Source organism: Devosia sp. MDV22-iso42 (genome assembly GCF_058629155.1).
Map to the genome: position 1 here is coordinate 59175 of NZ_JBZVWR010000014.1, position 13362 is coordinate 72536.

General features: G+C 66.1%; 13 protein-coding genes. 4 read left to right on the forward strand and 9 right to left on the reverse strand.

Translation table 11 applies throughout. From position 1 onward, the window contains the following. The first annotated feature begins 206 nt into the window (after positions 1 to 206). Positions 207 to 755: a bifunctional adenosylcobinamide kinase/adenosylcobinamide-phosphate guanylyltransferase gene (gene cobU, locus AC4NN3_RS17395; protein ID WP_491928348.1), complete on the forward strand. Its 549-nt coding sequence runs from the start codon at positions 207 to 209 to the stop codon at positions 753 to 755. A 4-nt stretch (positions 756 to 759) separates the two neighbouring features. Here cobU and cbiB read toward each other — a convergent pair whose 3' ends face one another. From cbiB to cobA, 4 genes are read right to left on the reverse strand one after another with little or no spacing between them, the layout of a single operon-like run. Then, a complete protein-coding gene (gene cbiB / locus AC4NN3_RS17400) occupies positions 760 to 1725 on the reverse strand; it encodes an adenosylcobinamide-phosphate synthase CbiB (protein ID WP_491928349.1) in 966 nt (321 codons plus the stop codon). Next, complete coding sequence (locus AC4NN3_RS17405; RefSeq protein ID WP_491928350.1) at positions 1725 to 3188, reverse strand: cobyric acid synthase; 1464 nt, start codon at positions 3186 to 3188, stop codon at positions 1725 to 1727. The genes cbiB and AC4NN3_RS17405 overlap by 1 nt, the downstream gene beginning before the upstream one ends. A 1-nt stretch (position 3189) precedes the next feature. Continuing rightward, positions 3190 to 4506, reverse strand: coding sequence for a cobyrinic acid a,c-diamide synthase CobB (locus tag AC4NN3_RS17410; protein ID WP_491928351.1), 1317 nt, complete (start codon positions 4504 to 4506; stop codon positions 3190 to 3192). Further along, entirely contained in the window at positions 4472 to 5308 is an 837-nt protein-coding gene (gene cobA, locus AC4NN3_RS17415; protein ID WP_491928352.1) for a uroporphyrinogen-III C-methyltransferase, read from the reverse strand. Before cobA ends, AC4NN3_RS17410 begins: the two co-directional genes overlap by 35 nt. A 68-nt stretch (positions 5309 to 5376) precedes the next feature. Between cobA and AC4NN3_RS17420 the strand changes: the two genes are divergently transcribed. Further along, a complete protein-coding gene (locus AC4NN3_RS17420) occupies positions 5377 to 6105 on the forward strand; it encodes a cobalt-precorrin-6A reductase (RefSeq protein WP_491928353.1) in 729 nt (242 codons plus the stop codon). On the opposite strand, the gene AC4NN3_RS17425 is transcribed toward AC4NN3_RS17420, so the two are convergent. Continuing rightward, on the reverse strand, positions 6039 to 6482 hold the full coding sequence (locus AC4NN3_RS17425; protein WP_491928354.1) for a cobalamin biosynthesis protein: 444 nt from the start codon (positions 6480 to 6482) through the stop codon (positions 6039 to 6041). The genes AC4NN3_RS17420 and AC4NN3_RS17425 overlap by 67 nt on opposite strands. A gap of 279 nt (positions 6483 to 6761) precedes the next feature. Between AC4NN3_RS17425 and AC4NN3_RS17430 the strand changes: the two genes are divergently transcribed. Together AC4NN3_RS17430 and AC4NN3_RS17435 are read left to right on the forward strand one after the other, a co-directional pair. Then, positions 6762 to 7661, forward strand: a complete 900-nt coding sequence (locus tag AC4NN3_RS17430; RefSeq protein ID WP_491928355.1) for a cation diffusion facilitator family transporter — start codon at positions 6762 to 6764, stop codon at positions 7659 to 7661. A 38-nt stretch (positions 7662 to 7699) separates the two neighbouring features. Next, the gene (locus AC4NN3_RS17435) at positions 7700 to 8167 is read left to right on the forward strand and encodes a hypothetical protein (protein WP_491928356.1); all 468 of its coding nucleotides are present in this window, start codon (positions 7700 to 7702) and stop codon (positions 8165 to 8167) included. Here AC4NN3_RS17435 and cobO read toward each other — a convergent pair. The 4 genes from cobO to AC4NN3_RS17455 are packed head-to-tail and all read right to left on the reverse strand — an operon-like array spanning position 8164 to position 13311. Continuing rightward, positions 8164 to 8772 carry a cob(I)yrinic acid a,c-diamide adenosyltransferase gene (gene cobO, locus AC4NN3_RS17440; RefSeq protein ID WP_491928357.1) on the reverse strand — a complete coding sequence of 203 codons (609 nt, stop codon included), beginning with the start codon at positions 8770 to 8772 and terminating at the stop codon, positions 8164 to 8166. The genes AC4NN3_RS17435 and cobO overlap by 4 nt on opposite strands. Positions 8773 to 8813: 41 nt before the next feature. Continuing rightward, on the reverse strand, positions 8814 to 12641 hold the full coding sequence (gene cobN / locus AC4NN3_RS17445; RefSeq protein ID WP_491928358.1) for a cobaltochelatase subunit CobN: 3828 nt from the start codon (positions 12639 to 12641) through the stop codon (positions 8814 to 8816). Further along, positions 12641 to 13093, reverse strand: coding sequence for a hypothetical protein (locus tag AC4NN3_RS17450; protein WP_491928359.1), 453 nt, complete (start codon positions 13091 to 13093; stop codon positions 12641 to 12643). Before AC4NN3_RS17450 ends, cobN begins: the two co-directional genes overlap by 1 nt. After that, on the reverse strand, positions 13093 to 13311 hold the full coding sequence (locus AC4NN3_RS17455; protein WP_491928360.1) for an alkylphosphonate utilization protein: 219 nt from the start codon (positions 13309 to 13311) through the stop codon (positions 13093 to 13095). Before AC4NN3_RS17455 ends, AC4NN3_RS17450 begins: the two co-directional genes overlap by 1 nt. Positions 13312 to 13362: the final 51 nt, after the last annotated feature.

A 13362-nucleotide genomic window follows, 5' to 3' on the forward strand; every position in this document is an offset into this window, starting at 1 on the left:
CAGTCTCCGACTTCAGCAAGAGGATTCTAGGGGGTCGTTTCGGCGCGGACCATAGTGCGAAAGCTGCTAAGACGAAAGTAGGATAAGCCAGAAAATGTCCCTGCCAAGGGCTCGGGCCGCATGGCTTGCCTGCGCGTGGCAAACCGATGGTTCTATGCGGGCGATTTTGCTGCAATATCGCGGCGACGAACAGATGGAGGCCGAAGATGACACGACATGTGCTGGTGCTGGGTGGCGCCCGATCGGGCAAGACCGCCTTTGGTGAAAGCCTGGCGCTGCGCAGCGGCAGCACGCCGGCCTATCTGGCGACGGCCGAAGTGCTCGATGGCGAGATGCGCGACCGGGTGGCCAGCCACCAGGCCGGGCGCGCCGGGCAGTTCGCCACCATCGAGGAGCCGCTGGCGCTGTCGCGGACCCTGATCAAGGCGGCCAAGAGCCATGACGTGATCCTGATCGACTGCCTGACGCTATGGATCACCAACCTGCTGATCGCTGGTGAGAATGTCTCCCACCAGGTCGAGAAGCTGGGTGAGACGCTGGGCCAGCTGCAGCAGACCCGGATCATCATGGTCAGCAATGAGGTGGGGCTGGGCATCGTGCCGGACAATGCCATGGCCCGAACCTTCCGCGACCTGGCGGGCAGCGCGCATCAGCGGCTGGCCGAGATCTGCGACGATGTCTATTTCGTGATTGCCGGCCTGCCGATGACGCTCAAGGGCGAGCCGCCGATCCCGACAATGGGGCTGACGCAGTAAAGCCTCAGCGGCCCGACAGCAGCGCCATGGCCAGCAGCACGCTGACCACCGCCAGCACGGTCAGGGTCATGCGGTAGAGGTCGAGGGCGCGGGAAATGTGGTAGGGGCCGAGGGTGGACGTGCCCCGCCCCATGGTCGGCAGGTCGACGACTTCGCCATCATAGCTTCTGGGTCCACCTAGCGAGAAGCCCAAGGCGCCGGCAAAGGCGGCCTCGGGCCAGCCGGAATTGGGCGAGCGGTGCTTGCCCGCATCGCGCATGGCGGCCTGCCAGGCCTTGCTGGGACTGGCCCCGGGCACGAAGAAGCAGGCCATGGTGATGAGCACTGCAGTGAGCCGGGCCGGCAGCAGGTTGACCAGATCGTCGAGCCGGGCGGCAGCCCAGCCGAAGTCGATATAGCGCTCATTCTTGTGGCCGATCATCGAGTCGGCGGTATTGATGGCCTTGTAGAGGGCGATGCCCGGCAGGCCGAGCAGGACCAGCCAGAACCAGGGGGCGACCACGCCGTCCGACGTGCTTTCGGCCAGGGTTTCGATGGCGGCGCGGGAGACGCCGGCCGTATCGAGGTGCTGGGGATCGCGGCCGACAATGTGGCTGACCATGTCGCGGCCGGCTTCAAGCGAGGTCAGCAGCGCATCGGCCACCGCCTGCACGGCACGGCCGAGTTCCTTTTGCGCCAGAAAGGAAGTGGCCAGCACGGCTTCGACCACAAAGCCCAAGGGAATGAGGCGCAGGAGCTGCTGTATCATCACCGCGATAACCAGGGTAACGCCGCAGAGCAGGAGCATCGCCACAATGCCGCGCCGACGCCGCTGCTGCGCTGTCTGCCCGGCGCGGTAGAGGCGCGCCTCGAGCCAGCTCAGCAGATTGCCCATCCACATGACCGGATGGCCGATGCGGGCGAGGATAAAGGGAGGATAACCCAGCCAGCGTTCGAGCAGCAGCGCGAGGGGTGCGATGAAGACGTGCATCAAGGTGACCTGATCGTTTGGGCGAGCCCGAGCAGGGTGTCGAGATCGAGATGGTGTTCGAGATGGGCGGCGAGGGCGTCCAGTGTCTGCTCGATGCTGGCCTCATAGGCGAAATCAGGCGCGGCGACATTGCCCAGGATCGCCTGGCGGAAAGCGTCGGCGGCAAACAGTCCATGCAGGTAGGTCCCGGACACGCGTCCATTGCTACTGACCGCACCCTCATTATGTTCACCAATTCGGGCAAACGGTCGTGAGAGATCGAATCCCATGCTAGTGCCCATATGCATGTGATAGCCGGCAATGGCGGTGCCCGAGGCCAGGTGAATGGCCTGCTCCACGCGCAGCTGCTTGACCGGGGTGAGCACGGTTTCAATGTCCAGGAGACCCAGGCCCGCGCTGGTACCCGGCGCGCCTTCTATCCCCTCGGGGTCGGCAATGGAGCGGCCCAGCATCTGGTAGCCGCCGCAAATGCCCAGGATCTTGCCCCCGGCCCGATAATGGGCGGCGATGTCGATGTCCCAGCCATTGGCGCGCAGGGCGGCCAGGTCACTGCGCGTGGCCTTGGAACCGGGCAGGATGACGAGATCGGCATGGCGCGGGATGGCCTCACCCGGCTGCACCAGTACCAGGCTCACCCCCGGCTCGGCCCGCAGCGGATCGAGATCGTCGAAATTGGCGATACGCGGCAGTTGCGGCACGGCGATGGTGAAGGCGCCGGCCTTGCCGGTGGCATAATCCGCAAGGGCCAGCACGTCCTCGGCGGGCAGTTTGCTGGCCTGGTCGAACCAGGGAACCGGGCCGAAACAGGGCATACCGGTACGCGCGGCGATGAACTCTATCCCCGCTACAAACAGGCTCGGATCACCCTGGAACTTGTTGATCAGGCTGGCGCGGATCAGGCCCGCATCGGCCGGGTCGATGACCGCGAATGTGCCGACCACCGACGCGATGACGCCGCCGCGTTGAATATCGCCCACCAGCACGACCGGCACGCCGGCGGCCTGGGCAAAGCCGAAATTGGCAATGTCATTGGACCGCAGATTGACCTCGGAGGCGCTGCCGGCGCCCTCGACGATGACGATATCCACGTCTGCCGCCAGCTCATGAAAGGCCGCCAAAACCTCGGGCATGAGCTTGCCGCGCTCGGCCCAGTAGGAGCGCGCGGTCATCGAGGCGCGACGCTGGCCGCGCACCACGACCTGGGCGCCGGTTTCCTGCTCAGGCTTGAGCAGGACCGGGTTCATGGCGGTGAACGGTTCGCGACGGGCGGCACGGGCCTGCAAGGCCTGGGCGCGGCCGATCTCGCCGCCGTCAACGGTGACGGCGGCATTGTTGCTCATGTTCTGCGGCTTGAACGGGGCGACCTTGAGCCCGCGATTGGCCAGGGCGCGGCACAGGCCGGCAACGATCATCGACTTGCCGACATCCGACCCGGTGCCCATGAACATCAGTGCCCTAGCCATATTATCCCCGATCCACCACGTGGGCGTATGATCCCATGACGCGACCGATGACAGCGCCCATGGGCGGCATGGCATCGCCGCGTGCATCGGTGGCAGCAAACAAAGGGGGCAGGCGCGACTGCTTGGCGGAGGAATAGTGGAATTCGTGGCCGTTCAGATGTGATGGCCAGGGCAGATCGCCCGACTGCACGAGGCGGCGGTAGCCGAGGATGCGTTTGGGGCGATCGATGCGGGTGGTGACCGGCAGGAGGCCAGCCATGGCGTGGCTGGTGCCCGCCTTGTCGACCAGCGCCTCGCCCAGCACCATGAAGCCACCGCATTCGCCATAGATCAGCGCGTTGCGGTCGCGGGCGGCGAGGAGGCCGGTCTTGAAGGCGCTAGCGGCGGCCAGGGTGGCGGCATGCAGTTCGGGATAGCCGCCGGGCAGGAAGACAGCGTCGGCATCGGCGGCGGGTCCCTCGTCGGCGAGCGGCGAGAAGAAATTCAGCTCGGCGCCCATGGCGCGCCAGCCGTCGAGCAAATGCGGATAGGCAAAGGCGAAGGCATCGTCGCGGGCAATGGCGATGCGCTGGCCGAGCGGAGCAAGGCCCGGCGTGTCGGTGTCGCTGTCGGCCAACGGGGCGGCGATGGCCTGGAAGCGGGCGAGATCGACATAGTCGCCCAGCGCGGTGGCGGCCTCGTCGAGAAAGCCGGCAAAGGCACTGACTTCGCCCGGCAGGACCAAGCCGAGATGCCGCTCGGGCAGGACCAGGGCCGGGTTGCGCGGAATGGCGCCAAGGCAGGGGATGCCGGTGGCGGCCAGGGCATCAGTCAGCATGCGTTCGTGCTTGGTGGAAGCGACGCGATTGAGGATCACGCCGGCAACGCGGACGCCGACACGCCAATTGGCGAAGCCGGCCACCAGCGGCGCCACCGACTGGCTCTGGCGATCGGCATCGACCACCATGACCACGGGTAGCTCGAGCAGTTCGGCGAGGTCGGCGGTGGAGCCATAGCCGTCGGCCGCGCCGTCAAAGAGGCCCATGACGCCTTCGACCAGCAGCAGATCGGCGCCGGTGGCCTGCATGGCGGCCAGCTGCTTGATGCGGCGCGGGCTCATCGACCAGGGGTCGAGATTGACGGCGTCGCGCAAGGCAGCGCGGCTGAGGAAGGTGGGGTCGATATAGTCCGGCCCGGTCTTGGCGGGCGCGACGACAACGCCCTGGCGACGCAGGGCGGCGAGCAGGCCAAGCGTGATGACGGTCTTGCCCGAGCCCGAGCGGGGCGCGGCGATGACGATGCCTTTAGCCAAAAATGTGTCCCCGCATTTCCCCGACATACCAGTCGAGCGAGTCGCGATACTGGCTGACCGGGCCGATCACGACAATGGCCGGGGTCGGCACGTCGGTCAGGCTGCCGGCCTCTGCCAAGGTGGTTTCAATGACGGACTGGTGCGGCGTGGCGGCGTGCGAGACGATGGCGAGGCGCTCATCGCCAGAGCGACCGGCGGCCAGCAGCTTTTGCGCAATCGAGCCCAGATGCTTGACCGCCATGAACATGACGATGACCGGGGCGGCCTCGGCCACGGCGGGCCAGTTGACGCCATGCGGCACGGCGCCGGTCTCGTCATGGCCGGTGAGGAAGAGCACCGCCTGATTGGTATCGCGATGGGTGACCGGGATGCCGGCATAGGCGAGGCCGCCCAGCCCGGCGGAAATGCCCGGCACGATGCGGAAGGGCACGCCCGCCGCAGCCAAAGCGCCGGCCTCTTCGCCGCCGCGGCCGAACATATAGGGATCGCCGCCCTTAAGGCGCAGCACGCGTTTGCCGGCCTTGGCCAGGGCGATGAGCTGCAGGGAGATATCGGCCTGTTTGGGCGAGGGCTTGCCGCCGCGCTTGCCGGCAAAGACGCGCTCGATATGGGCCGGGGCCATGGCCAGGAGTTCAGGCGAGACCAGCGCGTCATGGACGATGACATCGGCCTGGCCGAGCGCGTGATAGGCGAGCAGCGAGACGAGACCCGGCCCGCCGGGACCGGCGCCGACCAGCCAGACCGTGCCGGGCTGCAACGGCGGAAAGTCAGCGTGATCGAGAGCGGCGAAGTGAGCTTGCCGACGGGGTTTACGGGTCCAGCCGAACATCAGGGCGTGACCTCTTGAGACGGCCATGGCATGGGGGCACAATGACGATGAAGCGAGATCGCAAGAGCATGAACATCCTGATCCTGGGCGGCACGTCGGAGGCGCGCGACCTGGCCAATCGCCTGGTGGCGCTGGGCCAGGCCGTGACCACTTCGCTGGCCGGGCGCACGCAGGCGCCGATCCTGCCTGCGGGCGCGGTGCGGGTCGGCGGCTTTGGTGGCGCCAGTGGGTTGGGTACCTATCTGCGCAGCGCCGGCATCGCGCGGCTGGTGGACGCCACCCATCCCTATGCCGGGACGATTTCCCGCAACGCCGTGGTGGCGGCGCAGGACAGCGGCGTGAGGCTGGTGCGGCTGATGCGGCCGGCGTGGACGCAGAACGAGGGGGCGGACTGGAGCATTGTCGAGAGCGCAGCCGAAGCCGCCGCCATGCTGCCCGGGGGCGCCGACGTGCTGCTGACCACGGGCCATACGGGCCTTGAGGCATTTTTCGAGCGCAGCGATTGTCGCTTCGTCGTGCGGCTGATCGAGGCCCCGGCCCTGCCCGTGCCGGCGCATGCCAGGTTGCTGCAGCGCCGCCCGCCCTATGGGCTGGAAGACGAGATGGGCCTGCTCGAGCGCGAGAGGATCACTCATCTCATCACCAAGAATTCGGGTGGCGGGCAGACCATGGCCAAGCTGGAAGCGGCCCGGCGGCTCGGGGTCAAGGTGATCATGATCGCCCGCCCCGCCTATGGTGCGGCAATCGAGGTGAGCAGCGTCGAGGATGCCATCAAGGCGCTGGAACTGAACGGCTGACCAAAGGCGTCGAGACTGAAGCCGGGGGCGCAGCGCGCCAGGGCGCAGGTGGCGAAGGCCGACTGGCGCCGGGAGAGATGCAGGGGGCCGGCCAGCGATGCCACCGCTTCGGCCAGACCGGGACCGGCGCTGCACAGGTCATCCTCGTCGAACAGGCGCAGCGGCACGGCAAAATGTAGAGCGAGTGGTAGCAGCAGCGGGCTGGTCTGCCGGCGCCTGTGGGTGCCGATGGCGACCAGCTGATCGGTATGGAGACCCGACTCAGCCATGCTGGCCCGCAGCAGCGCAATGAGCTCGTCCGCGCTGGCCGCCGAGGCAAAGCCCATGCCGGCGACAAAACTCTGTTGTGGGGCTCTTGCCCCTGGACTGGTCGTCATCATCGCCTCTCACAGCAAGAGGCAGGTTCGCTCAAGACCGTTGCAGCTCCGGACTAGGTCCCCGATTTGGGTCGACCGCACCGGACTCTGTTTCAGTTCCGTCGGGGGAACTCTGCGCATTTTTCCGTTCTAGGCGGGGAGAAGCCCGTGGTCAATCAATGGCTTGGCGAGATATGGAGCCAGATCGGAATGCTTCTGAAAATGATTTGCAAATTCAACGGCTTGCACGAGGTTTGGCTTGGGGTTATGGGCCTGATCCATATGTCAGGGGCCCCGCCAATGAACTTCACCGCAAACCGAACCATGGTCGTGGCGGCCACCAGCCTGCTGGTCGGGCTCGTCGTGCTCGGGCTCAAGCTGCTGGCCTGGTATGTCACCGGCTCGGTGGCCCTCTATTCCGATGCCCTGGAATCGATCATCAACGTCGTCACCGCCATTGTCGCGCTGATCGCGGTGCGGCTGGCGCAGCGGCCAGCCGATGCCGGCATGCCCTATGGCTATCACAAGGCGGAGTATTTCTCCGCCGTGGTGGTGGGCGTGATGATCATCGTGGCGGCCATCCTGATCATCCGCGAGGCGGTGCTGGGCTTTGTCGACCCGGTCCTGCCCGAGGCGCCGATGCAGGGGCTGGCGATCAGCATGGCGGCCACGGCCGTCAATATCGTCTGGGCCCGCATGCTGACCGCCTATGGTCGCAAGGTGCGCTCGCCGGCGCTGGAGGCGGATGGCAAGCATCTGATGACCGACGTGGTCTCCACCATCGGCGTACTGGCCGGACTGACGCTGGTGGTGCTCACCGGCTGGGCCGTGCTCGACCCGATCCTGGCCATCCTCGTAGCGCTCAACATCCTCTGGTCCGGCTGGGGCGTCATCCGCGACAGCGTGGGCGGCCTGATGGATGTGGCGGTGCCCAAGGACAAGCAGAACGTGATCCGCGAGGTCATTGCCATCAATGCGGACGGCGCCATCGAAGCGCATGACATCCGCACCAGGCAGGCCGGCAAGATGACGTTCATCGATTTCCACCTGGTGGTGCCCGGGGCCATGACGGTGGATGCCGCCCACGCCATCTGCGACCAGATCGAGACCAAGTTGCGCGACGCGGTGGAGGATGTGCAGATCACCATCCATGTCGAGCCGGAAGAAAAAGCCAAGCATACCGGCATCGTGGTGCTCTAAGGCTTGCCGCCAGTGCGTGGAGACGGCAGAGTCTGCTGATGCGCATCCTCGTTCTCATCATCCTTGCCTTGCTGACCGGCCCCGCTTTGGCGCAGGACGGCGAGCGCTATGACAATGCCCGCTTCGGCTACAGCCTCAGCGTGCCGGCCGGCTTTGCTGGCCAGCGCGAGAGCGAGAATGGTGACGGGCAGCATTTCGCCTGGCCGGGACGGGCCATCGGGCTGAGCGTCTGGGGCGGTCCTGTCGATGATTTTGCTGGCGAAGTCACGATGCGTATGGCCCAGGACGCCGCAGAGGGCTGGAATCAGACCTATCAGGCGGTGACGCCGCGCTGGGCCAGCTGGTCATCCGTGGCGGGCGGCCAGATCCTCTATCAGCGCATGATCCTGCTGTGCGACGGGCAGAGCTATGCCGCCTTCCGGGTGGAGTATGGCCTGCGCGACCGGGTCGAGATGGACCCGGTCGTCGAGCAGCTGGTGGCGTCTTTACACGGCGCGACCTGCTAGAATTCGATGCCGAGCTGGGCTTTGACGCCCGAGCGGAAGTGGTGCTTGATCTCAGTCATTTCGGTGACCAGATCGGCGATCTCGATCATCTCGTCCTTGGCATTGCGGCCGGTGACGATCACATGGGTATCGGCGGGCTTATTTTTAAGGAAATCAACTACTTCCTCGATCGGCAGATAGTCGTAGCGCAGCACAATATTGAGCTCATCGAGCAGCACCATCTTGTAGCTGGGGTCCGAGATGAGGCTCTTGGCCTGGTCCCAGGCCTTGCGGGCGGCGGCGAGGTCGCGCTGGCGGTCGGCGACGTCCCAGGTGAAGCCCTCGCCCATGGCGTTGATGGTCACGAGGTCCGGGAATTTCATGAGCACATCGCGCTCGCCGGTTTCCCAGACGCCCTTGACGAACTGGACCACGCCGACCTTGAAGCCATGACCTAAGGCCCTGAAAACCATACCGAAAGCGGCGGTGGACTTGCCCTTGCCCTTGCCGGTATGGACGATGAGCAGGCCCTTTTCCTGGGTTTTTGTCGCGAGGATTTTGTTTCTGGCCTCGCGTTTTTTCTTCATTTTTTCAGCGTGATAAGCATCGCGCTCGGCCTCGGTCATGAGGTCGGTCTTCTTGGCGGGCTTGATGGGGGGTAAGTCGGTCATGGGGTGTCCTCGAGCAGGGCATAGGCTGCGTTGGAGCGGGGGGACCAGAGGCCGCGCTGGCGGGCCTCGTTGAACTTGGCGAGGAGCTCGTCATAGCCATAGCGGTTGGCGCCCTGGATAAAGTCCCGGGTGGCGTCGTCCTCGATGAAGGCCTCGAAGGCAAGGTCGAAATGGTGGGTCTTGACGGCGCCGGTGGTGGCGGCGAAGGCGAACATGAAATCGACGGTGGCGATGATCTCGAAGGCGCCGCGATAGCCGTGGCGCCTGACGCCATTGAGCCATTTCGGGTTGACCACGCGGGAGCGCATGACGTGGGATATTTCTTCTTCCAGCGTGCGGATAAGCGGCCGCTCGGGGCGGGAATGATCATTGTGATAGGCGGCCGGCTTGAGCCCGGTCAGGCTCTCGGCGGCGGCGGAAAGGCCACCCTCGAACTGGTAGTAATTGTCTGAATCGAGCAGGTCATGCTCACGATTGTCCTGGTTGTGGACGACGGCATCAATGTCGGAGAGGCGGGCGGCGAAGCGGGCGCGCTCGGGGGTGCCGGCGGCCTGGGCGCCATAGGCATATTGGCCCCAATCGAGCGCCTGACTGGCCAGATCGGCCTTGCTCGTCCAATTGCCATTATCGATCAGCGCGTTGAGGCCGGCGCCATAAGTGCCTGGTTTTGATCCGAAAATCCGGTGACCGGCGGCAAGGCCGGCCTCGTCCTGCGACTGTCCCTGGGCCATCAGGCCGAGCGCGTCGGTGCGCATGCGGGCGGCTATGGGATTGTCGTCTGTGGGTTCATCGAGCGCGCCGATGGCGCGGATGGCGCGGTCGAACAGGGCTATCTGGGCCGGGAAGGCGTCGCGGAAAAAGCCGGAAATGCGCAGGGTGACGTCGACGCGCGGGCGGCCGAGCTTGGGTAGCGGGATGATCTCATAGCCCGAGACGCGCAGCGAGCCGGGATCCCAGGTCGGGCGGGCGCCGATCAGCGCCAGGGCCTGGGCGATATCGTCGCCGCCAGTGCGCATATTGGCGGTGCCCCAGACCGAGAGGGCGACCGAACGCAGGCTGTGCCCATGATCCTGATAATGCCGCAGGACCAGGCTTTCGGCGGACTTCTGGCCGAGTTGCCAGGCGGTGGGCGTGGGCACGGCGCGGTTGTCGAGCGAGAAGAAATTCCGGCCGGTGGGCAGCACGTCAAGGCGGCCACGCGAGGGGGCGCCGGAGGGACCGGGGGCGATGAATTTGCCGTCCAGACCATCGAGGAGGGCCCGGATTTCGGCGGGGCCCGAGGCGGCGAGGCGGGGGCGGATAAGGGTTTCGACCGTGGCGAGGACAGCGCGCGTGGCGGTCCAGCCGGCAGCGGGGACAGATTTATGCCCGACCAGGTCGGCAGCGATGGCTTCGAGCTGTTCGACCACGTCGCCAAGGCTGCGCGCCGCCGCCATTTGGTCACCAGTATGAACGCATGATGACTGGGGAATGGCGGGTCCGGACCATGGATCACCCAGTTTGGCCGTCAGCGGGTCGATGCCCAGCTTGAGATCATCGGCCAGGGCACGGATCAGCGAGTTATCCCCGGGCGCGTCGCCGCGCGGTACCCGGGCGAGGGCGACGATGAGATCGCGCTCGAGGTCGTCCTGGGGCGACTGGCCGAATATGTGCAGGCCATCGCGGATCTGGGCTTCCTTGAGGTCGCAGAGAAAGTTGTCGATCTTGAGCAAAGCCGCGGTCTCGTCCTCGGGCAGGCCGATATCGCGATCGAGGCGGCTGTCGCGAGTGAAATCGAGAATGCGGCGTTTAAGGTCGGCGAGACGGCGGCGGTCCATGCCGGAAGCGGCATAATATTCGTCGAGCAGGGCTTCGAGGTCCTTGAGCGGGCCATAGGTCTCGGCCCTGGTCAGCGGCGGCACCAGATGATCGATGATGACGGCGCCGGTGCGGCGCTTGGCCTGGGTGCCCTCGCCGGGGTCGTTGACGATGAAGGGATAGAGATGGGGCAGCTGGCCCCAGAGTGCGTCGGGATAGCTCAGCGCGTCGAGCGCCATGGCCTTGCCGGGCAGCCATTCGAGCGTGCCATGCTTGCCATTGTGGATCAGGGCATGAGCGCCAAAATCGTGGCGCAGCCAGAGATAGGCGGCGATGTAGGCGTGGGGCGGCACCAGAGCCGGATCGTGATAGCTCAGCGTCTCGTCGAGCTGATAGCCGCGGGCGGGCTGGATCAGGATGGCCACATTGCCAAAGATCAGCGCCGGCAGATGGAAGGTATCGCCGCGGACGAAGGGATCGGTAGCGGGATCGCCCCAGCGGGCGGTGACCTCGGCCTGGATTTTTTCGGGGAGCGTGGCGAAGAGGGTGGCGTAGCGGGATAGGGTCAGCGTGGCGGGGGACGTGCCGCGCTGCGGATGGGCATTGGTGGGGCCAGATTGGAGGCGGTCGATGAGGGTATTGCCAGATGCAATCGAGGGATCACGTGCCTGACTCCCCCCTCCACCACGCTTCGCGTGGTCCCCCTCCCCCGCAAGCGGGAGAGGGTCGCCGACGGCGTAGCCGGCGTCCTGGAGCGCATGGAGGATTTTAACCGTGGATTCCGGCGCGTCGTAGCCGACGCCGTTGGCCAGGCGCCCGTCGCGGATGGGGTAGTTGGCGAGGACCAAAGCGATCTTTCGGTCGGCGCGCGAGGAGGTGCGGAGACGGGCCCAGTTGGCAGCGAGGCTGGCGGCGCGGGCGATGCCGCTATAATCGGGGGCATAGGCGGTGAGCGGGATCTGACAGCGCTCGTGCCAGACGGCATCGGCGCGATGGCCGACGATGAGGCCGCCAAGACGTCCGTCGATTTCGGGCATGACCAGGAACATCGCCATGTCCTTGGAGGACAGGCCTTGGCTGTCGGCCTGCCACTGCCCTTCGGAGCGGCCGGCCTGGATCAGCTGGATGACCGGGGCGTCGCTGGTGGCAAAGGGATTGGCGGCTGGGTCGAGGCCATCGATGCCGAGGGCAAAGCCGGTGAGGTTGAGCACGGCGGCGGGGGCGACGGCGCCCAGCACCTGCTGCACGAAGGCGATACAGGCGGCTTCCTTGAGCGAGGAGACGAGAATGGGCACCGGGGCGAGGCCCTGCGCTTCGAGCGCGGCGATCAGCGCCTCGATGGTGGCGGTGCCGGCGCCTTCGAGGGCGGCGCGGTAAAAGAGGATCGGGATATGGGCCGGCTTGGATGGGCGCGAGGCGCCGCACAGGCCGGCGCGCATGGCCTCGATCGTCGTCACACCCTTGCCGGGATACCAGAGGCCGAAGCGGGCGAAGGGCCGGGGCTCGCGGTCTGGCAAAGCCAAGCGGGCATAGCCCGCCTGACCTGCCTGCTGCAAATCGTGGAACGCCCTCAAAATCGTGTCGGCATTATCCGGGCCGCCGGCGATGAAGAGTCTGTGCAGGCGGGTCCAGTCGTCGGGGTGAATGGTGGAGCGGGACTGCAGGATGGGATCGGGATTGGTGTCGCCGGGCAGCAGAACAAGCGGGATCTTGCGGTTGGCGCAAAGCGCGGTCAGTTCATCGACGCCATATTGAAAATAGGCGGCGCCGCCAATGAGGCGGAGGACGACGAGGCGCGCCTGGGCCACCGTCTGCTCGAGCCAGAGATCGACCGAGAGATTGTTGGAGAGGCGCAGCGTATTGGCGAGGCGCAGTTCGTCATCCCCTGCCCGGTCGGCGGCCGCGGCCAGCATGGACAGCTCGCTATCGGCCGAGGAGGCAAAGACCAGCGCGCCGGGACGCTGGTTGAGATCGATGGCCTCGCCCTCCTGCTGGATGGCGCCGGCCTGGGCGGAGAGAAGGTGCATCAGCGGCGCTTTCGCAGACGGGGTTCGACGAGGCGATCAAACAGCCACGTGCAGGCCGGCAGCGCCAGGGCGCCGGCCAGAGCCGAGATGAGATAGAATGGCAGGCCGAAATAGTCGGTGGCCTGCAGCTGCAGCACCACCACGAACATGCCCGCGACGCCAGCCAGCGCGCCCAGCGGGATGGCCGCGATATACTGGGCGCGGCGGCCGGCAAAGCGCGTGGCAAACAGCGCCGCACAGGCCCCGGCAATGCCGGACGGGGTCAAGCCGAAGAGGTAGCCGATGGCCAGCATCTGCAGCAGCTCAAAGGGCAGCGCGCCGGCCTCGAACTGCCAGCCCGGGACAAGAATGGCGGTGATAAAGACCAGCGTGCCCAGCAGCGGGCCGGCCAGCAGGACCGTCAGGAAACGGGCGAGCGGAAAGGCGCTGGCACTGGCGGGGGTGGCAGTCATCAGGCCTTCTTGACGAACTCGGTGCGCAGGACCAGGCCCTTGACCTTTTCGGCATTGCACTCGATTTCGGCGGTGTCGCCGGTCAGGCGGATATTCTTGACCAGGGTGTCGCGCTTGAGCGTCACCGAGGTGCCCTTGACCTTGAGGTCCTTGATCAGCGTCACGGCGTCGCCGTCATTGAGCTGGGTGCCGTTGGCGTCCTTGGTGATTTCGGTCATGGTTTTTCCTTGGTTGGGCGCCGACCTGACCACCCGCGAGGGAGGCCAGAT